The following is a 19,285-nucleotide window of genomic DNA, read 5'->3' as shown; positions in this document are numbered from 1 at the left end:
TAAAGTACCCAGCCAACAAAAAGCCCCTGAAAAGGGGCTCCGCTAAAACTGGTTGCGGGGGCCGGATTTGAACCGACGACCTTCGGGTTATGAGCCCGACGAGCTACCAGACTGCTCCACCCCGCGACAAAGCTGGGGCGGAAGTATACGACCGATCCCTTGCAGGGTCAATGTAACCTTCCACCTACAAGAAAGCCCGCAACAGCGGGCTCTCCTGATAATTGGTACCGAGAAGGGGACTCGAACCCCTACACCCTATGGGCACAACCACCTCAAGGTTGCGTGTCTACCAATTCCACCACCTCGGCAATACAACGTTTACAGCGTGAAACCCATTTTACTTCTGCTCTGGAGCCTTGGGTACATCAATCGGTGAGGCCGACTTAGGTTCCTGGAGCACCGGTACATCATCAGATGCCGGTTTCTGCTTTGGCACTTCCAACACCGCTGGGTTTGGCAAACCTACTTGAGTCAGCTCATGAGCTTTCTCTTTAGCAAAGTAACCTAACCCCAAGCTGGTTATGAAGAAACCTGCGGCAAGTATAGCAGTAAACTTACTAAGAAAGGTAGAGGAACCTTGGCTTCCGAACACAGTATTTGAAGCACCTGCCCCGAAAGACGCACCAGCGTCCGCACCTTTACCCTGTTGCAGCAATACCAGAGCGACAACGCCCAGCGCACCCAACAGATGAAGAACGACTACGACTGTTTCCAGCATTTTTTCAGTTTCCCGCGGCGCGACAGATCGCACCGAACTCATCTGCATTCAGGGAAGCCCCACCAATGAGCCCCCCATCGATATCCGGCATGCCGAACAGTTCGACCGCATTGGCCGCCTTCACGCTGCCGCCGTATAGAAGCCGCACACCTTGTGCGACCTCAGAATTCTCTGCCGCCAACTGCGCGCGGATGGCGGCGTGCACATCCTGCGCTTGTTGCGGCGAAGCTGTCAGCCCGGTGCCAATGGCCCAGACTGGTTCGTAAGCGATGACAGCCTTGGCAAAAGCGCCGACACCCAGCTTCTCGATGATGCTGCCCAGCTGACGCGACACCACTTCCAGCGTCTTGCCGGCTTCGCGCTGCTCCAGGGTCTCCCCTACGCAGAGCACCGGAATCAAACCACAGGCTTGCGCTGCCGCAAACTTGCGATTGAGGGTGCGATCCGTCTCGCCCATGATCAGGCGACGCTCGGAATGCCCGACCAACACCAGGGAACAGCCTGCATCGAGCAGCTGGCTCGGTGCAATTTCACCGGTCAGGGCACCCTGCATGGATTCCACGGCCGAGTTCTGCGCACCGACCGAAATCGATTTGCCTTTCAAGCCCTCAACCACTTGGCTGATATGCAGGCACGGCGGGAATACCGCCACGTCCACACCGCTCGGCAAGGCCAGGCCACGCAGACCCTTGATCAGCTCGACGACGCTGGCGCGGGTACCGTGCATCTTCCAGTTACCAGCTACCATTGGGCGACGCATGCTGTACCTCGCAGGTCAAAGTGGGCGCAGATGTTACCCAACCACATCCTCACTGGCAAGCCGAAATCAGGCGCAAACTTCAGTCACCAGTTTTGCCAGCGCATCGGCATGGCCACGAACCGTGACTTCGTCTTCGCCTTCAACCATGACCCGCACCAGTGGCTCGGTGCCGGACTTGCGCAACAGCACGCGGCCGCGACCGTTCATGGCCTCGGTGACACGCTCGCACGCCTGCACCACCTTCGGGTGCTTGACCGGATCGACGCCACCGGCGAAACGCACATTGACCAATACCTGCGGGCACTTGCGCAACGCCTGCCGCGCCTGCGCCAGGCTTTCGCCACGGCGACGCAGTGCCATCAAGGTCTGCAATGCCGCAATGATCGCATCGCCGGTGGAGTTGTGATTCAGGCAAAGGATATGCCCGGAGTTTTCCCCCCCCACCAGCCAGTTGCGCTCCAGCAGCTCGGCAATCACATAACGGTCGCCGACATTGGCACGCACGAAAGGAATGTCCAGCTCCTTGAAGGCCAGCTCAAGGCCCAGGTTACTCATCAAGGTACCGACCACGCCACCGTTCAACTTGCCGCGCTCGGCCATATCCCGGGCAATGATGAACACCAGTTCGTCGCCATCGACCACCGCGCCCGTGTGATCGACCATCAGCACCCGGTCGCCGTCGCCGTCGAACGCAATCCCCAGGTCCGCCTGCTCAGCCAGCACCGCCGCCTGCAGCGGCTTCATGTGCGTCGAACCGCAGTTGTCGTTGATGTTCAGGCCGTTGGGCGCCGCCGACAGCGCCGTCACCTGCGCACCCAGCTCGCGGAACACACTCGGCGCGACCTTGTAGGTGGCGCCATGGGCGCAGTCAATCACCAGCTTCAGGCCCGCCAGACTGGTCCCGGTCGGCACACTGCTTTTGCAGAATTCGATGTAGCGACCGGCAGCGTCATTGATACGCGAGACCTTGCCGAGCTTTTCCGACTCGACCACCGTCATCGGCGCATCGAGCAGCTCCTCGATCATCAGCTCGACCTCATCCGGCAGCTTGGTACCTTCGCCGGAGAAAAACTTGATGCCGTTGTCATCATGGGGATTGTGCGAAGCACTGATCACGATCCCGGCCTCGGCATGGAAGGTCCGGGTCAGGTAGGCGATAGCCGGCGTCGGCATCGGCCCCAGCAGCAGCACATCGGCGCCGGCCGCGGAAAGGCCGGCTTCCAGGGCGGATTCGAACATGTAGCCGGAGATCCGCGTGTCCTTGCCCACCAGCACCCGGCACGCGCCGAGCTTGCGGAACGCCATGCCGGCAGCCCAGCCGAGCTTGAGCATGAACTCAGGGGTGATCGGGAATTGTCCTACGCGCCCGCGAATACCGTCGGTGCCGAAGTATTTTTTCTTCATCAGTGCTCCATCGTTCTTATTGCGCAGCGTCAACAGCAGCAATCATGCGTACCACGTCGACCGTTTCGGCGACATCATGCACGCGCAGAATCCGCGCCCCTTTGCTCATCGCCAGCGCAGCCAGGGCGAGGCCACCATAAAGGCGCTCACCCACCGGGCGACCCAGGGCCTGCCCTATCATGCTCTTGCGCGAGACGCCGACCAACAACGGTCGACCCAGGGCGTGCAACGCTTCCATATGTTTGAACAGGCTCAGATTGTGCGCCAGGGTCTTGGCAAAGCCAAACCCAGGATCGAGCACGATGCGCTCGGGCGCAATGCCTGCCGCCGCACACAGCGCCATGCGCTCGACGAGAAAAGCCAGCACCTCGCCGGTCACGTCATCGTAGTGCGGATTGTCCTGCATATTCCCCGGCTCGCCGAGCATATGCATCAGGCACACCGGCAACCCCGTCGCCGCAGCGGCTTCGAGGGCGCCGTCGCGCCGCAGCGAACGCACATCATTGATCAGGCCCGCGCCCAGTCGCGCAGTTTCGCGCATGACCGCCGGCGTGGACGTATCAACCGAGATGATCACATCCAATTCCCGATGAATACGCTCGACCACCGGCGCGACACGCTCCAGCTCCTCAAGCGCAGAGACCACGGGAGCCCCAGGACGGGTAGATTCGCCGCCGACATCGATCAGCGTCGCGCCGGCTTCGACCATGGCCCGGGCATGGCTCAGCGCCGCCTCCAGGTGATTGAAGCGACCGCCATCGGAAAACGAGTCGGGGGTGACGTTGAGAATGCCCATGACATGCGTCTGGGCCAAATCAAGAACCCGGTTGCCGCAAGGCAACCGGGTCGAGGACTGAACAGAAGTCATTTCAAACCTTAATGATCAGCCGCGGGGCCGCCGATCGGCGTTTCAGGTCGTTCGTTCTGGATCACCGGCGGAGTGCCCGAGGTTCCCGAACCACCTTCCCAATCGCGCGGCTCACGCGGCGGGCGACCGGCCATGATGTCGTCGATCTGCTCGGCATCGATGGTTTCATACTTCATCAGCGCGTCCGCCATGGCGTCGAGCTTGTCGCGGTTCTCCGTCAGGATCTGCTTGGCCGTGCCGTAGCACTGGTCAATGATGCTGCGCACTTCCGAGTCGATCAGCTTGGCGGTTTCGCCGGAGAAGCTGGCGTTCTGCCCGCCACCGCCACGACCCAGGAATACTTCCTGGTCTTCCTCGGCGTACATCAGCGGCCCCAATTTCTCGGACAAGCCCCACTTGGTGACCATATTCCGGGCAATCTGGCTGGCACGCATGATGTCGTTGGAAGCGCCGGTGGTGACACCGTCGAAGCCCAGGGTCATCTCTTCGGCGATACGGCCGCCGTACAGCGAGCAGATCTGACTGATCAGCGCGCGCTTGGACAGGCTGTAGCGATCTTCTTCCGGCAGGAACATGGTCACACCCAGCGCACGACCGCGCGGGATGATCGAAACCTTGTAGACCGGATCGTGCTCGGGCACCACACGACCGACAATGGCGTGACCGGCCTCGTGATACGCGGTGTTCTGTTTTTCCTTCTCGGACATGACCATGGATTTGCGCTCGGCGCCCATCATGATCTTGTCTTTCGCCAGCTCGAACTCTTTCATCTCAACGATGCGCTTGCCGGCGCGCGCGGCGAACAAGGACGCCTCGTTCACCAGGTTGGCCAGGTCGGCACCGGAGAAGCCCGGCGTACCACGCGCAATCACCGCCGGCGCGACGTCGTCGCCCATCGGCACCTTGCGCATATGGACCTTGAGGATCTGTTCGCGACCACGGATGTCCGGCAGGCCGACCACCACCTGGCGGTCGAAACGACCGGGACGCAGCAGCGCCGGGTCGAGCACGTCAGGACGGTTGGTGGCGGCAATCACGATGATGCCGTCGTTCATTTCGAAACCGTCCATCTCCACCAGCAACTGGTTGAGAGTCTGTTCGCGCTCGTCATGACCACCGCCCATGCCGGCACCACGATGCCGACCGACCGCATCGATTTCGTCGATGAAGATGATGCACGGCGCGTGTTTCTTCGCCTGCTCGAACATGTCACGGACACGACTGGCACCGACACCGACGAACATTTCGACGAAATCGGAACCGGAAATAGTGAAGAACGGCACCTTGGCTTCGCCGGCAATCGCCTTGGCCAGCAAGGTCTTACCGGTACCCGGAGGACCGACCATCAACACGCCACGGGGAATCCGACCGCCCAGGCGCTGGAACTTGCCCGGATCGCGGAGGAACTCGACCAGTTCGCCGACTTCTTCCTTGGCCTCGTCGCAACCGGCCACGTCAGCCAGGGTGGTTTTCACCTGGTCTTCCGAAAGCAGGCGCGCCTTGCTCTTGCCGAAGCTCATCGGTCCGCCCTTGCCGCCCGCGCCGCCCTGCATCTGGCGCATGAAGAACATGAACACCGCGATGATCACCAGGATCGGGAAGCTGGCCACCAGCAACTGGGTCCAGATGCTCTGCTGCTCAGGCTGTTTGCCTTCGACCACGACGTGGTTGTCCACCAGGTCGCCGATCAGGCCGTTGTCCTGGATCGCCGGACGGATGGTCTTGAAGCTGTCACCATCGTTGCGCTTGCCGGTAATCACGTAGCCGTCCACGGCCACGCGCTCGACCTTGCCATCCTTGACCTGCTGGATGAAGTCGGAATAGTTGAGGGTCTGTGGCTCGTTAGGGCTGGAGAAGTTGTTCATCACCGTCACCAGGACAGCCGCGATGATCAACCACAGGATCAGATTCTTTGCCATATCGTTCAATTAACTACCCTCATGAAGCGGGATCCGCTACTGGCGCGCGCTTCGCATGATATTCACCGGCATAACTTACTACATTACCTACAGATCCTGCAGGCGCCGTCTGTAACCCTTTGTGAAACAATCACTACACAATATGCGCTTATTCTCACGGGGCGAAATACGAAAAACCTATCGCCCCGGCCAAGAACCTCGAGTTACTCAGTCCGTCCACGAAAGCCACGACCCAGCAGATACTGCTCGCGGGACCGATCACGGGAAGACGTCGGCTTGCGCGTCTGCACCTTGTCGAACAGCTTGCGGAAGTTCTTGTGGTACTCGTCGAAACCTTCGCCCTGGAAAACCTTGATCAAAAAATCACCACCGGGGCGTAGGACGCGTCCGGCGAGATCGAGTGCCAGTTCACAAAGGAACATCGAACGCGGCATATCCACTTCGGGTGTACCACTCATATTGGGGGCCATATCGGAAATCACAAGGTCAACCTCGGAATTTCCCACCGCCGCGAGGATCTCAGCCAGGACCGCGTCCTCGGTAAAGTCGCCCTTGATGAAGGTCACATCGGGGATGCTGTCCATGTCCAGAATGTCGGAAGCGATCAGGCGCCCCTTGCCACCAATCAGACGACTGGTCACCTGGGACCAGCCACCCGGCGCCGCGCCGAGGTCGATCACGGTCATGCCTGGACGGATAATCCGGTCCTTCTCCTGGATCTCCAGCAATTTGTAGCTGGCCCGGGAGCGGTATCCGTCTTTTTGCGCCATTTTGACGAACGGATCGTTGAAATGTTCTTTCAGCCAGTTAAGGCTAGTCTTGGAACGGGCCACGGGCCACCTCAAAAAAATAGTCGAATCGCGATTAACTGGGCGGTCCCGGACGCGCTCGGGTAAACTGGCCGCCGCTTTTTACAAGATCAGACGCAGGGGTCAGATTATGCCGCTCACTCAAGAGCAGAAGAAACAGTACAAATCCATTGGCCACCATCTGAAACCAGTATTGACTGTGGCTGACAACGGTTTGACCGAAGGTGTGTTAGCCGAGCTTGAACGCGCATTGGGCGATCATGAGCTGATCAAGATCAAGCTCAATATCCTCGACCGCGAATCGCGCCTGGAGGCCATTGCGCAGCTGTGCAAGGCCGGCAAGGCGGATCTGGTGCAAGTCATCGGCAAGATGGCGCTGCTTTATCGCAAGAACTTCAGCGTCAACAAGCAGTTGTCCAACGTCCATCGCTTCAAGTGACGTAGGAACGGGTCAAGGGTACGCGGTGCGTACCCTGCCACTCTCGCCGGGCACCGGCTGCAGCACCAGCACCAGGCCGCAAAGGCCAAGCACCAGGTAACTGAACAACTGCCAACGCAACGCATCCGGCAGCCAGGTCCGCACCGCGAAATACATCCCGCACGCATACAGCGACGTCAGCAGCAATTGCCCCCGCGTATCGCGCCACAGGCTTGCCCGGCCTTCGGCCTGGAGCAACACCAGGGTCTGCACGATCACACACACCGTTGCAAACCCTATCAATAAAGAGCCCAGCAGGCTATCGATCTCGTCGACCAACAGCGGTGCCAGGCCTATTTGCGTCAACACCGGCAACAAGCCGATGTGCAGCAGCCACAGGCCACCGACCCAGAGCATCTGGGTCAGCTGCCAGAGCATGGCGCCCGCACGCAGCGGGCGCCTTCGTTCAGAGGTGACGGACTTCAACAATCTCGTACTCGATAACGCCACCTGGCGTTTTGACTGCCACCACATCCCCCTCTTCCTTGGCGATCAAGGCGCGGGCCAGCGGCGAGCCGACGGAGATCTTACCGAGTTTGAAGTCGGCCTCGTCCTCACCCACGATGTGGTAAACCACGCTTTCGTCGGTCTCGACGTTGGCGATTTCCACGGTGGTGCCAAAAATCACCTTGCCGGTGTGCGGGATGGTCGTGACGTCGATGATCACCGCGTTCTGCATACGGCCTTCGATATCACGGATCCGCGCCTCGACCATACCCTGCTGCTCGCGGGCAGCATGGTATTCGGCGTTTTCCTTCAAGTCGCCCAACTCACGGGCCGTACCGATGTCCTGGCTCAGCTTCGGACGGACGACCTTGGTCAGGTGAGCGTGCTCCTCTTCCAGGGCCTTGGCGCCCTGGACGGTCATGGGGTATTTGATCATGCCTTCAATCCTGCGTGTAGATCCTGCAAGCGACGCACGGTCTTCTCTGGACCGAACTTGAGCGCTTCGCAGATGGCTTCGCCAGCAGCAATGGTAGTCGTGCAGTAGATCTTGTGCTGCAGCGCGTTACGACGAATGGAGTACGAGTCGGCGATCGACTGGCGGCCTTCGGTCGTATTGATGATCAGGGTGACTTCGTCATTCTTGATCATGTCGACGACGTGCGGACGACCCTCCGTCACTTTGTTGACCCGGCGCACCTTCAGCCCGGCCGCTTCGATCAGCTTGGCCGTGCCGGCAGTTGCCACCACTTCGAAGCCCAAGTTGATCAGATCACGGGCCACGCCCGCAACCAGTGGCTTGTCATCATCACGGACGCTGATGAAGGCAGTACCGCCGGTCGGCAGCACTTCGCTGGCCCCCATCTGAGCCTTGGCGAAGGCTTCGCCGAAGGTGTCGCCGACGCCCATCACCTCACCGGTGGACTTCATCTCCGGGCCCAGGATCGGGTCCACGCCAGGGAATTTGGCGAAGGGGAACACCGCCTCTTTCACGCTGTAGAAGTTCGGAATGATTTCCTTGGTGAAGTTCAGCTCTTTCAGGGTCTTACCAGCCATCACCCGGGCTGCGATCATCGCCAGGGAGACACCGATGCACTTGGAGACAAACGGCACGGTACGCGAAGCGCGCGGATTGACTTCGATGACGTAGATATCTTCGCCCTGCAAGGCCAACTGCACGTTCATCAGGCCGACAACGCCCAGTTCCAGGGCCATTTTCTTGACCTGTTCGCGCATCTCGTCCTGGATGTGCGCCGGCAACGAGTATGGCGGCAGCGAGCACGCGGAGTCACCGGAGTGAACGCCGGCCTGCTCGATGTGCTGCATGATCGCGCCGATCACCACGTCGGTGCCGTCGCAGACCGCATCCACGTCCATTTCGATGGCGCAGTTGAGGAAGTGGTCCAGCAGCACCGGGCTGTCGTTGGAGACTTTCACCGCGTCGCGCAGGTAACGCTTGAGTTCTTCTTCTTCGTAGACGATTTCCATCGCCCGGCCGCCCAGTACGTAGGACGGACGCACCACCAGCGGGTAACCGATCTTGCTGGCGGCACGAATCGCTTCGTCTTCGCTGCGCACGGTAGCGTTTGGCGGCTGACGCAGGTTCAGGCGCTCGACCATCTGCTGGAAGCGCTCACGGTCTTCGGCGCGGTCGATGGCGTCAGGGCTGGTACCGATGATCGGCACACCGGCCGCTTCCAGGGCACGGGCGAGTTTCAACGGGGTCTGGCCGCCGTACTGGACGATCACGCCCTTGGGCTTCTCGACGCGGACGATTTCCAGCACGTCTTCCAGGGTCACCGGTTCGAAGTACAGGCGATCGGAGGTGTCGTAGTCGGTGGACACGGTTTCCGGGTTGCAGTTGACCATGATGGTCTCGTACCCGTCTTCGCGCAGCGCCAGGGCCGCGTGCACACAGCAGTAGTCGAACTCGATGCCCTGGCCGATACGGTTCGGACCGCCGCCGAGGATCATGATCTTGTCGCGACCCGATGGCGCGGCCTCGCACTCTTCTTCATACGTCGAGTACAGGTAGGCGGTGTCGGTGGCGAACTCGGCCGCGCAGGTGTCGACGCGCTTGTAGACCGGGAACACTTCCAGCTTGTGCCGGTGAGTCCGCAGGTTTTTCTCGGTCACGCCCAGCAGCTTGGCCAGACGCATGTCGGAGAAGCCCTTGCGCTTGAGGCGGAACATCAGGTCGCGATCAATAGCCGACAGACCCAGGGTCTTGACCTTCTCTTCTTCCTTGATCAGATCTTCGATCTGCACCAGGAACCATGGATCGATCATGTTCATGCCGAAGATTTCTTCGACCGTCATGCCGGCGCGGAAGGCGTCCGCCACGTACCAGATGCGCTCGGCGCCCGGCACGGTCAGTTCGCGCTTGAGCACGTTCATGCTTTCCGGGTTGCTCAGGTCGAGCTTCTCGTCCAGGCCGCAAACGCCCACTTCCAGGCCGCGCAGGGCTTTCTGCAGGGATTCCTGGAAGGTCCGGCCGATGGCCATGACTTCACCGACCGACTTCATCTGGGTGGTCAGGCGGGCGTCGGCTTTCGGGAATTTCTCGAAAGCGAAGCGCGGCAGCTTGGTCACGACGTAGTCGATGGACGGTTCGAAGGACGCCGGGGTCTTGCCGCCGGTGATGTCGTTCGACAGCTCGTCCAGGGTGTAACCCACAGCCAGCTTGGCGGCGACCTTGGCGATCGGGAAGCCGGTGGCTTTCGAGGCCAGGGCCGAGGAGCGCGATACCCGTGGGTTCATCTCGATCACGACCATCCGGCCGGTGTTCGGGCAGATGCCGAACTGAACGTTGGAACCACCGGTTTCCACGCCGATCTCGCGCAATACCGCCAGGGAGGCGTTACGCAGGATCTGGTATTCCTTGTCGGTCAGGGTCTGTGCTGGCGCCACGGTGATCGAGTCACCGGTGTGCACGCCCATCGGGTCGAAGTTCTCGATGGAGCAGACGATGATGCAGTTGTCCTTTTTGTCGCGGACAACTTCCATTTCATATTCTTTCCAGCCGATCAGCGATTCGTCGATCAGCAGTTCCTTGGTCGGCGACAGGTCCAGGCCACGGGCGCAGATCTCTTCGAACTCTTCACGGTTGTAGGCAATACCGCCACCGGTGCCGCCCATGGTGAAGGACGGACGGATGATGCACGGAAAGCCAAGCTTCTCGAGGACCGCGTTGGCCTCGTCCATGCTGTGGGCGATACCGGAACGCGGGCAGTCCAGGCCGATGGATTTCATCGCCTTGTCAAAGCGCGAGCGGTCTTCAGCCTTGTCGATGGTGTCGGCGTTGGCGCCGATCATTTCCACGCCGAACTTCTCGAGGATGCCTTCGCGCTCCAGGTCCAGGGCGCAGTTCAGGGCGGTCTGGCCACCCATGGTCGGCAGCAGGGCGTCCGGACGCTCTTTCTCGATGATCTTGGCCACGGTCTGCCATTTGATCGGTTCGATGTAGGTGGCGTCGGCCATGGCCGGGTCGGTCATGATGGTGGCCGGGTTGGAGTTCACCAGGATGACGCGGTAACCCTCTTCGCGCAGGGCCTTGCAGGCCTGAGCGCCGGAGTAGTCGAATTCGCAGGCCTGGCCGATCACGATCGGGCCGGCACCGAGAATCAGGATGCTTTTTATGTCTGTACGTTTTGGCATGGGTTTGTCACTCAAATCCGCAGGTCAGTCGGCAAGCCGTTGAACAATCCTCGAAGAGACCGAGGGGGCCGCCGCGCTGCGGGGCCGCCCTGGGCATTCAGGCGATCAACGGCGCTTGGCCATCTCATTGATGAAGCGATCGAACAGCGGCGCAACGTCGTTCGGGCCAGGGCTGGCTTCAGGGTGACCCTGGAAGCTGAACGCGCTCTTGTCGGTGCGCTCGATGCCTTGCAGAGAACCGTCGAACAGCGACTTGTGGATCGCCCGAACGTTGCCCGGCAGGGTCGCCTCATCCACCGCAAAACCGTGGTTCTGGCTGGTGATCATGACAACGCCGCTGTCCAGGTCCTGGACCGGGTGGTTGGCACCGTGATGGCCGTGACCCATTTTCAGGGTCTTGGCGCCGGAGGCCAGGGCCAGCAGTTGGTGACCCAGGCAGATACCGAAGACCGGGATCTCGGTTTCCAGCACGTCCTTGATCGCCTGGATAGCGTAGTCGCATGGCTCAGGATCGCCCGGGCCGTTGGACAGGAACACGCCGTCCGGTTGCAGGGCCAGGACGTCGCTGGCTGGCGTCTGCGCCGGCACCACCGTCACACGGCAGCCGCGCTCGACCAGCATGCGCAGGATGTTGTGCTTGATCCCGTAGTCGTAGGCCACGACGTGGTAAGGCAGCTCGGACGCTTCGATGGTCGCGTGACTGTCGGTCTTCAAGTCCCAGACCGTCGAGCGCCACTCGTACTGCTTGGTGGTGCTGACGACTTTCGCCAGGTCCATGCCCTTCAGGCCCGGGAAGCCCTGTGCTGCGGCAATTGCCGCGGCTTCGGAAATGTTGTCGCCGGCCATGATGCAGCCGTTCTGCGAACCTTTTTCCCGCAGGATGCGGGTCAGGCGCCGCGTGTCGATACCGGCGATGGCCACCACGTTGTTGGCCTTCAGGTAATCGGACAGGGACATCGTGTTGCGCCAGTTGCTCGCTACCAGTGGCAGGTCGCGAATGACCAGGCCGGCGGACCAGACACGATCGGACTCGGCGTCTTCCGGCGTGGTGCCGGTGTTGCCGATGTGCGGGTAGGTCAGGGTAACGATTTGCTGGGCGTAGGAAGGATCGGTAAGGATTTCCTGATAGCCGGTCATGGCAGTGTTAAACACCACCTCACCAACGGTCTGACCGTCGGCTCCAATGGCTTCGCCACGAAAAATGCTGCCATCAGCAAGGGCGAGTATGGCTGGCTTAGTCAAGAAGACCTCCCGTAAATAAAGCCTGAAAGGGCGATCGCAGGTTGTAAAAAAGCGGAATGACGTATGGACACGTCACCCCGCTCGTTCACTGAATTATTCTGCGCGCTTTTAGTGGACACACTAAAGCTGTAGCTTACAGAAAAAGGCTTTTTTAATCCACCGCTAATGAGCCGAAAAGGCCAGGGAATGCGACAGGGCGTCGCCAAACGGTGTGAAACAGAGACTGAAGGAGCCACAACCCTGTGGGAGCCGGCTTGCCGGCGATGAGGCCCTGGAGCCTTGCAGCGCCTTGATGGACGCCATCGCCAGCAAGCCGGCCCCACAGCTAAGTACCGTGTCGTACCGGTCAGTGCAGTTCGAGCACGTCCTGCATATCGTACAGGCCTGGCGCCCTGCCATCCAGCCACAACGCCGCACGCACCGCACCTTTGGCGAAGGTCATGCGGCTCGAAGCCTTGTGGGTGATCTCCAGGCGCTCGCCTTCGGCGGCGAACAGCACGGTGTGATCACCGACCACATCGCCGCCACGCACCGTGGCAAAACCAATGGTTTCGCGCTCGCGCGCACCGGTATGCCCTTCACGACCGTACACCGCGACCTTCTGCAAATCGCGATCCAGCGCCTTGGCGATCACCTCGCCCATACGCAATGCGGTACCCGAAGGTGCGTCGATCTTGTGCCGGTGGTGCGCTTCGATGATCTCGATATCCGCATCCTCGCCCAGCACTCGCGCCGCCATATCCAGCAGCTTCAACGACAGGTTGACGCCAACACTGAAATTGGCCGCGAAGACAATCGCAATGTCCTTGCCCGCCTCAGCCAGCAAAGCCTTCTGCGCCACGTCCAAACCGGTGGTGCCGATCACCATGGCCTTACCCGCCTTACGGCAGAACGCCAGGTTCTTCAGCATCACCTCCGGCAGCGTGAAGTCGATCAGCACGTCGAACTCATCCGCCACCGCGTCCAACCCCTCGGACAACGGCACGCCGATGCGCCCCAACGAGGCCAGCTCGCCAGCATCCGCACCGACCAGCGAGCTGCCGGGGCGGACGATCGCCGCCGTCAGGCCGGTGAGCGGCACGCGCTGCTGCACCGCCTCGATCAGGATCTTGCCCATGCGCCCGGCGGCGCCCATCACAGCTATACGTCGCATACCTCGCTCCTTACAGGTCGCCGAAGAAACGCCTCATCCCCTCGAACCAACCGCTGGCCTTGGGCGAATGAGAGCTGTCGCCAGCCAGAGAGGAGCGGAACTCTTCCAGCAGCTCACGCTGGCGACGACTCAGATTCACTGGGGTCTCGACGGCCACACGACACATCAGGTCACCCGCACCGCCACCGCGCACCGGCGCAACGCCCTTGCCGCGCAGACGGAACTGCTTGCCGGTCTGGGTGCCTTCCGGAATCTTCAATTTGACGCGACCGTCCAGAGTCGGCACTTCCAGCTCGCCGCCCAGGGCTGCGTCGACAAAGCTGATCGGCACTTCGCAGAACAGGTGCTTGCCGTCGCGCTGGAAAATATCGTGCTCGCGGACATTGATCACCACATACAGGTCGCCCGTCGGACCGCCCTGCGTGCCCGCTTCGCCTTCGCCGGACAGACGAATACGATCGCCGGTATCGACGCCCGACGGCACTTTCACCGACAGGGTCTTGTACTCTTCCACGCGGCCCTGACCATGACAGGCGTCGCACGGATCGGAAATGATCTTGCCCTGGCCATGGCAACGCGGGCAGGTCTGCTGCACCGAGAAGAAGCCTTGCTGCATGCGCACCTGACCAATACCACCACAGGTCGGGCAGTTGATCGGCGCAGAACCTTTCTTGGCCCCCGAGCCGTCGCACGGCTTGCAATTGACCAGCGTCGGCACGCGGATATTGACGGTCGTGCCACGCACCGCCTCTTCCAGGTTCAGTTCCAGGGTGTAACGCAGGTCGCTGCCACGCTGCGCGCCGCCACGGGAACCACCGCGACCGCCGCCGAAGAAATCGCTGAACACATCACCGAAGATATCGGAGAAGTTCTGCCCGCCGAAGCCCGCACCGCCACCCCCCATGCTCGGGTCGACGCCCGCATGGCCGTACTGATCGTAGGCCGCACGCTTGCTGGAGTCGGACAGCACTTCGTAGGCCTCGTTGGCCTCCTTGAACAACTCTTCCGACGCCTTGTCATCCGGATTGCGGTCCGGGTGATGTTTCATCGCGAGACGACGGTAAGCCTTTTTCAGGTCCGCCTCGCTGGAGCCGCGCTCGACCCCCAATATCTCGTAATAGTCACGCTTTGCCATGATTCTTTGCACTCTTGAGGATGTTCGGGACAACCGACTGGAACAATCCCGCCCCTACCACCAGCACCCGAACGCTGTCGCATGCTGTAAAAATTCGTCTATTCCAGACACGCCAACGCGGGAGCAAGCTCCCGCGCGGCGACATCCTACCAGTCACCGCTCAAGCGCAGTCAACCGGCCAACCTACAAGTGGATTACTTGTGGTCTTTGACTTCTTCGAACTCAGCGTCGACCACGTCATCCTTGTGGGCTTCTTCCTTGGCCGGCTGTGCACCCGCTTCAGGCTTGGCGCCCTGCTCGGCGTACATCTTCTGGGCCACAGGCGCGGAGACCTTGGACAGCTCCTCGACCTTGGCTTCGATAGCGGCCTTGTCGTCGCCTTTGACAGCGGCTTCCAGGGCAACCACGGCCGCTTCGATCGCGGTTTTCTCTTCAGCGGTGACCTTGTCACCGGCGTCAGCGATCATCTTGCGCGTCGAGTGCACCAGGGCATCACCCTGGTTGCGGGCGCTGGCCAGCTCTTCGAACTTGCGGTCTTCTTCAGCATTGAGTTCGGCATCGCGAACCATCTGCTGGATTTCTTCATCCGACAGACCAGAGTTGGCCTTGATGGTGATCTTCTGCTCTTTGCCGGTGGCCTTGTCTTTCGCGCCGACGTGCAGGATGCCGTTGGCGTCGATGTCGAAGGTCACTTCGATCTGTGGCACGCCACGTGGCGCGGGTGGAATCTCGGCCAGGTCGAACTTGCCCAGGGACTTGTTCTGTGCGGCTTGCTTGCGCTCACCCTGCAGGACGTGAATAGTCACGGCACCCTGGTTGTCATCGGCAGTCGAGAACACTTGCGATTTCTTGGTAGGAATCGTGGTGTTTTTCTCGATCAGCGCGGTCATCACGCCACCCATGGTTTCGATACCCAGGGTCAGCGGGCTGACGTCGAGCAGCAGGACGTCCTTGACGTCACCGGCCAGAACGGCGCCCTGGATAGCAGCACCCATGGCAACGGCTTCGTCCGGGTTGACGTCTTTACGCGCTTCTTTACCGAAGAAGTCGGTCACCAGCTTCTGCACCAGCGGCATGCGGGTCTGACCGCCGACCAGGATCACGTCGTTGATCGAACCGACGTCGATACCGGCGTCTTTCAGCGCAATGCGGCAAGGTTCGATAGTGCGTTGAACCAGGTCTTCCACCAGCGCTTCCAGCTTGGCGCGGGAAATTTTCACGTTCAGGTGCTTCGGACCAGTGGCATCTGCAGTGATGTACGGCAGGTTGACGTCGGTCGACTGAGCCGAAGACAGCTCGATCTTGGCTTTTTCAGCGGCTTCTTTCAGGCGCTGCATGGCCAGCGGGTCACCCTTGAGGTTCATGCCGCTTTCTTTCTTGAATTCGTCGACGAGGTAGTCGATCAGACGAATGTCGAAGTCTTCACCGCCGAGGAAGGTGTCACCGTTGGTGGCCAACACTTCGAACTGGTGCTCGCCATCGACTTCGGCGATCTCGATCACGGACACGTCGAAGGTACCGCCACCCAGGTCATAAACGATGACGGTGTGGTCGCCCTTGGCCTTGTCCATACCGTAGGCCAGAGCGGCCGCGGTCGGTTCGTTGATGATCCGCTTGACGTCCAGACCGGCGATACGACCGGCGTCCTTGGTGGCCTGACGCTGGCTGTCGTTGAAGTAGGCCGGAACGGTGATGACCGCTTCAGTCACTGCCTCGCCGAGGTAGTCTTCGGCGGTTTTCTTCATTTTCTTGAGGATTTCAGCCGAGATCTGTGGCGGTGCCATTTTCTGGCCGTTCACTTCAACCCAAGCGTCGCCGTTGTCAGCCTTGGCGATTTTGTAAGGGACCATCTTGATGTCTTTCTGCACGACTTCTTCGTCGAACTTGCGACCGATCAGACGCTTCACCGCGTACAGGGTGTTATGCGGATTGGTCACGGCCTGGCGCTTGGCCGACTGGCCAACCAGGATTTCGCCATCATTGGCGTAGGCAATAATCGACGGCGTGGTGCGCGCACCCTCGGCGTTTTCGATGACCTTGGCCTTGCCGTTTTCAAGAATGGAGACGCAGGAGTTGGTGGTCCCCAGGTCGATACCGATAATTTTGCCCATTTCACTCTCCCGAAACTTTGATTTTTTTGCCGCAGCGGTTATGGCCAACTGCGGTAGCACTTAAACGCTTGACTTGTAGATGGGGGCCTTGCGGCCGATTTCAAGCCTGCTCGTCGATCGTCGGCGAAACCGGAGCAACCGCTTTGCTGACCACCACCATCGCCGGGCGCAGCAGGCGACCGTGGAGCTGATAGCCCTTCTGGAATACTTTCAGCACGCTGTTGGGCTCGACATCGGCGCTTTCCTGCATGGCCATGGCCTGGTGCAGGGAAGCATTGAAGGGCTCGCCATGCGGATCGATGGCTTCCAACTGGTAACGTTTGAGGGTGTCCTGGAACATCTTCAGGGTCAGCTCGATACCTTCGCGCATCGGCCGGATGTTCTCATCGTCCGGATTGGACAGGTCCAGGCCACGCTCCAGGCTGTCGATGATCGGCAGCAGGTCGCTGGCAAATTTCTCCAGGGCGAACTTGTGCGCTTTTTCAACATCCTGCTCGGCACGCCGGCGAATGTTCTGCAGGTCAGCCGCGACACGCAGCCCTTGATCCTGTGCCGTTGCCAACTGCTCTTCGAGCACCTGGACACGGGTGGCCAGGTCGTCGCCCTGTGCCTGCGTAGCCGAGCCGGCTTCCTGATTTTGCGAATCCAGAGTCTGTTCGTCAGCCATAAAAAAACCTCCTTTCAATATCGTCCGCGAGCTCGACCCGCGCTTCTGCCCCGATATATGGGGTCGCAATTTCCTGGTTCAAGGGCCGCAAGCACAGCAATCGCCTGTCAGTATGTCCACGCCAGATTACCGATCGCGCTAAAAAAGCCCGACATGCAAGCCAATCGAACTAAGGGCAAGCATTGTCAGCACAAATCAAAACACTGTATAAATAACCAGACCTAAAGCCTGGGAGCGGCCTTTATGCTGGTGCACCTGTCCGTACATAACTACGCAATCGTCGAACATCTCGATCTGGAACTGGATCGCGGGATGAGCGTAATCACTGGCGAAACCGGCGCCGGCAAGTCGATCATGCTCGACGCCCTCGGGCTGACCCTGGGCGATCGCGCCGACAGCGGCGTGGTCCGTCCCGGTGCGGACAAGGCCGATATCCTCGCCACCTTCGACCTCGAAGACATCCCCGAAGCCCGGGCCTGGCTGGCCGAACGCGACCTCGACAACGACGGTCCGTGCATCCTGCGCCGGGTCATTACCGCCGAAGGTCGCTCGCGCGGCTATATCAACGGCTCGCCCTGCCCCCAGGGCGACCTCAAGGCCCTCGGCGAACTGTTGATCGACATCCACAGCCAGCACGAACACCAGTCCCTGCTGAAAACCGATACCCACCGCCGCCTGCTCGACGAATACGCCGGCGCCACCGATCTCGCCCGCCAGGTCCAGCTCGCGGCCCAGCGCTGGCGCCAGACCCGCCAGGAACTGGAGCGTCTCTCCAACTCCGGCGACGAACAGCGCGCCCGCCACCAACTGCTCAGTTATCAGCTTGAAGAGCTGGAGAACCTTGGTCTGGGGGAAAACGAGCTGGGCGACCTGGAGCAGGAACACAAGAACCTGACCAATGCCGAAACCCTGCTCGGCATTTGCCGCCAGGTCGTGGAACAGTGCAGCGAAAGCGATTCAGGCAATGTGCTCAACGCCCTGACCGCAAGCCTCAATCGCCTGTCCAGCGTCAACAACGGCTCCGGCGCCCTGGGTGAAGCCACCAACCTGCTGGCCAGCGCACAGATCCAGGTCGAGGAAGCCGTCGGCGAACTGAACCGCTTCCTCGACCACTTCGATGCCGACCCGGCGCGCCTGCAACAGCTCGAGGAACGCCTGGACGCCATCTACACCCTGGCACGCAAGCACCGCATCCAGCCGACGGAAGTGGCGACCCTCCAGCAAAAGCTGCTGGATGAAATCGAAACCCTCAATGCCAACGACGAAGCCGTCGAGCGCCTCAGCGAAGAACTCGCGGCCTATGCCCGACATTATCAGGAACGGGCACGGGAACTTAGTGACCTGCGTCAGCAAGCGGCGACCGGTCTCGCCGGCGCCGTGGAGCAGGAAATCCAGCGCCTGGGCATGCCCGGTGGCCGTTTCAGCATCGAACTGCATGCCAACACCGGCAACGAGCCGCTGCCCTACGGCCTTGAGCAGGTCGAACTGCTGGTCAGCGCCAACCCCGGCCAACCACTCAAGGCGCTGGCCAAAGTCGCTTCCGGTGGCGAGCTGTCACGGATCAGCCTGGCAATCCAGGTCATCACCGCACAGACCTCACGCATCCCGACCCTGGTGTTCGACGAAGTGGACGTGGGCATCGGCGGCCCGACCGCCGAGATCGTCGGCCAGCTGCTACGCCGCCTCGGCGAACGCGGGCAGGTCCTGACGGTCACGCACCTGCCCCAGGTGGCGGCGCAAGGGCACCATCATCTATTCGTGCACAAGATGCGCGGCAGCGATGCCACCCGTACGGCGGTCTCGAAACTGAGCAAGACCGAACGAATCGAAGAAGTCGCGCGCATGCTGGGGGGCATCGACCTGACCAAGGAGTCCCTGGCTCACGCGAAAAAAATGGTGATCACCGCCAAAGCCTGAGCC

General features: G+C 60.7%; 16 protein-coding genes and 2 tRNA genes. 2 read left to right on the top strand and 16 right to left on the bottom strand.

Translation table 11 applies throughout. The features are described 5' to 3' along the window. Window positions 1–49 precede the first annotated feature (49 nt). The 8 genes from AC07T0_RS12130 to rlmE all read right to left on the bottom strand — a co-directional run bounded on the left by AC07T0_RS12130 (window position 50) and on the right by rlmE (window position 6,502). A tRNA-Met gene (locus AC07T0_RS12130) sits at window positions 50–126 on the bottom strand. A gap of 96 nt (window positions 127–222) precedes the next feature. Beyond that, window positions 223–308, bottom strand: a tRNA-Leu gene (locus AC07T0_RS12125). 29 nt (window positions 309–337) lie between these two features. Next, window positions 338–718: a preprotein translocase subunit SecG gene (gene secG / locus AC07T0_RS12120; protein ID WP_495001395.1), complete on the bottom strand. Its 381-nt coding sequence runs from the start codon at window positions 716–718 to the stop codon at window positions 338–340. A 4-nt stretch (window positions 719–722) separates the two neighbouring features. Then, entirely contained in the window at window positions 723–1,478 is a 756-nt protein-coding gene (gene tpiA, locus AC07T0_RS12115; protein WP_495001394.1) for a triose-phosphate isomerase, read from the bottom strand. Window positions 1,479–1,544: 66 nt separating this feature from the next. Beyond that, window positions 1,545–2,882, bottom strand: a complete 1,338-nt coding sequence (glmM, locus tag AC07T0_RS12110; RefSeq protein WP_495001393.1) for a phosphoglucosamine mutase — start codon at window positions 2,880–2,882, stop codon at window positions 1,545–1,547. Window positions 2,883–2,898: 16 nt separating this feature from the next. Continuing rightward, window positions 2,899–3,750 (bottom strand): dihydropteroate synthase, encoded by an 852-nt coding sequence (gene folP, locus AC07T0_RS12105; RefSeq protein WP_495001392.1) that lies wholly within the window; start codon window positions 3,748–3,750, stop codon window positions 2,899–2,901. An 8-nt stretch (window positions 3,751–3,758) separates the two neighbouring features. Continuing rightward, window positions 3,759–5,669 (bottom strand): ATP-dependent zinc metalloprotease FtsH, encoded by a 1,911-nt coding sequence (gene ftsH / locus AC07T0_RS12100; protein ID WP_248796133.1) that lies wholly within the window; start codon window positions 5,667–5,669, stop codon window positions 3,759–3,761. A gap of 203 nt (window positions 5,670–5,872) precedes the next feature. After that, on the bottom strand, window positions 5,873–6,502 hold the full coding sequence (rlmE, locus tag AC07T0_RS12095; protein WP_495001391.1) for a 23S rRNA (uridine(2552)-2'-O)-methyltransferase RlmE: 630 nt from the start codon (window positions 6,500–6,502) through the stop codon (window positions 5,873–5,875). 106 nt (window positions 6,503–6,608) lie between these two features. Here rlmE and yhbY point away from each other — a divergent pair, with 106 nt between their 5' ends. Continuing rightward, window positions 6,609–6,917 (top strand): ribosome assembly RNA-binding protein YhbY, encoded by a 309-nt coding sequence (gene yhbY, locus AC07T0_RS12090; protein ID WP_100939603.1) that lies wholly within the window; start codon window positions 6,609–6,611, stop codon window positions 6,915–6,917. Between the two features lie 12 nt (window positions 6,918–6,929). Here the strand turns inward: yhbY and AC07T0_RS12085 are convergent, their stop codons facing one another. The 8 genes from AC07T0_RS12085 to grpE form a co-directional block, all read right to left on the bottom strand. Continuing rightward, entirely contained in the window at window positions 6,930–7,334 is a 405-nt protein-coding gene (locus AC07T0_RS12085) for an MFS transporter (protein WP_495001390.1), read from the bottom strand. A gap of 28 nt (window positions 7,335–7,362) precedes the next feature. Further along, entirely contained in the window at window positions 7,363–7,839 is a 477-nt protein-coding gene (gene greA / locus AC07T0_RS12080; RefSeq protein ID WP_248796130.1) for a transcription elongation factor GreA, read from the bottom strand. Next, window positions 7,836–11,057 carry a carbamoyl-phosphate synthase large subunit gene (carB, locus tag AC07T0_RS12075; RefSeq protein WP_495001389.1) on the bottom strand — a complete coding sequence of 1,074 codons (3,222 nt, stop codon included), beginning with the start codon at window positions 11,055–11,057 and terminating at the stop codon, window positions 7,836–7,838. Before carB ends, greA begins: the two co-directional genes overlap by 4 nt. Before the next feature lie 105 nt (window positions 11,058–11,162). Further along, entirely contained in the window at window positions 11,163–12,299 is a 1,137-nt protein-coding gene (carA, locus tag AC07T0_RS12070; RefSeq protein WP_495001388.1) for a glutamine-hydrolyzing carbamoyl-phosphate synthase small subunit, read from the bottom strand. A gap of 346 nt (window positions 12,300–12,645) precedes the next feature. Beyond that, the gene (dapB, locus tag AC07T0_RS12065; RefSeq protein WP_495001387.1) at window positions 12,646–13,452 is read right to left on the bottom strand and encodes a 4-hydroxy-tetrahydrodipicolinate reductase; all 807 of its coding nucleotides are present in this window, start codon (window positions 13,450–13,452) and stop codon (window positions 12,646–12,648) included. 10 nt (window positions 13,453–13,462) lie between these two features. Then, on the bottom strand, window positions 13,463–14,587 hold the full coding sequence (dnaJ, locus tag AC07T0_RS12060) for a molecular chaperone DnaJ (protein ID WP_495001386.1): 1,125 nt from the start codon (window positions 14,585–14,587) through the stop codon (window positions 13,463–13,465). A gap of 194 nt (window positions 14,588–14,781) precedes the next feature. Then, window positions 14,782–16,698 (bottom strand): molecular chaperone DnaK, encoded by a 1,917-nt coding sequence (dnaK, locus tag AC07T0_RS12055; protein ID WP_495001385.1) that lies wholly within the window; start codon window positions 16,696–16,698, stop codon window positions 14,782–14,784. 100 nt (window positions 16,699–16,798) lie between these two features. Further along, window positions 16,799–17,365, bottom strand: a complete 567-nt coding sequence (gene grpE, locus AC07T0_RS12050; protein ID WP_495001384.1) for a nucleotide exchange factor GrpE — start codon at window positions 17,363–17,365, stop codon at window positions 16,799–16,801. A 243-nt stretch (window positions 17,366–17,608) separates the two neighbouring features. Here grpE and recN point away from each other — a divergent pair, with 243 nt between their 5' ends. After that, window positions 17,609–19,282 carry a DNA repair protein RecN gene (gene recN, locus AC07T0_RS12045; RefSeq protein ID WP_495001383.1) on the top strand — a complete coding sequence of 558 codons (1,674 nt, stop codon included), beginning with the start codon at window positions 17,609–17,611 and terminating at the stop codon, window positions 19,280–19,282. The last annotated feature ends 3 nt before the right edge of the window (window positions 19,283–19,285 follow it).

It is taken from the genome of Pseudomonas sp. GW821-FHT04D07 (assembly GCF_059420225.1).
Note: the sequence above shows the minus strand (reverse complement) of the source record. Positions and strands in the feature narration are given on the sequence as shown.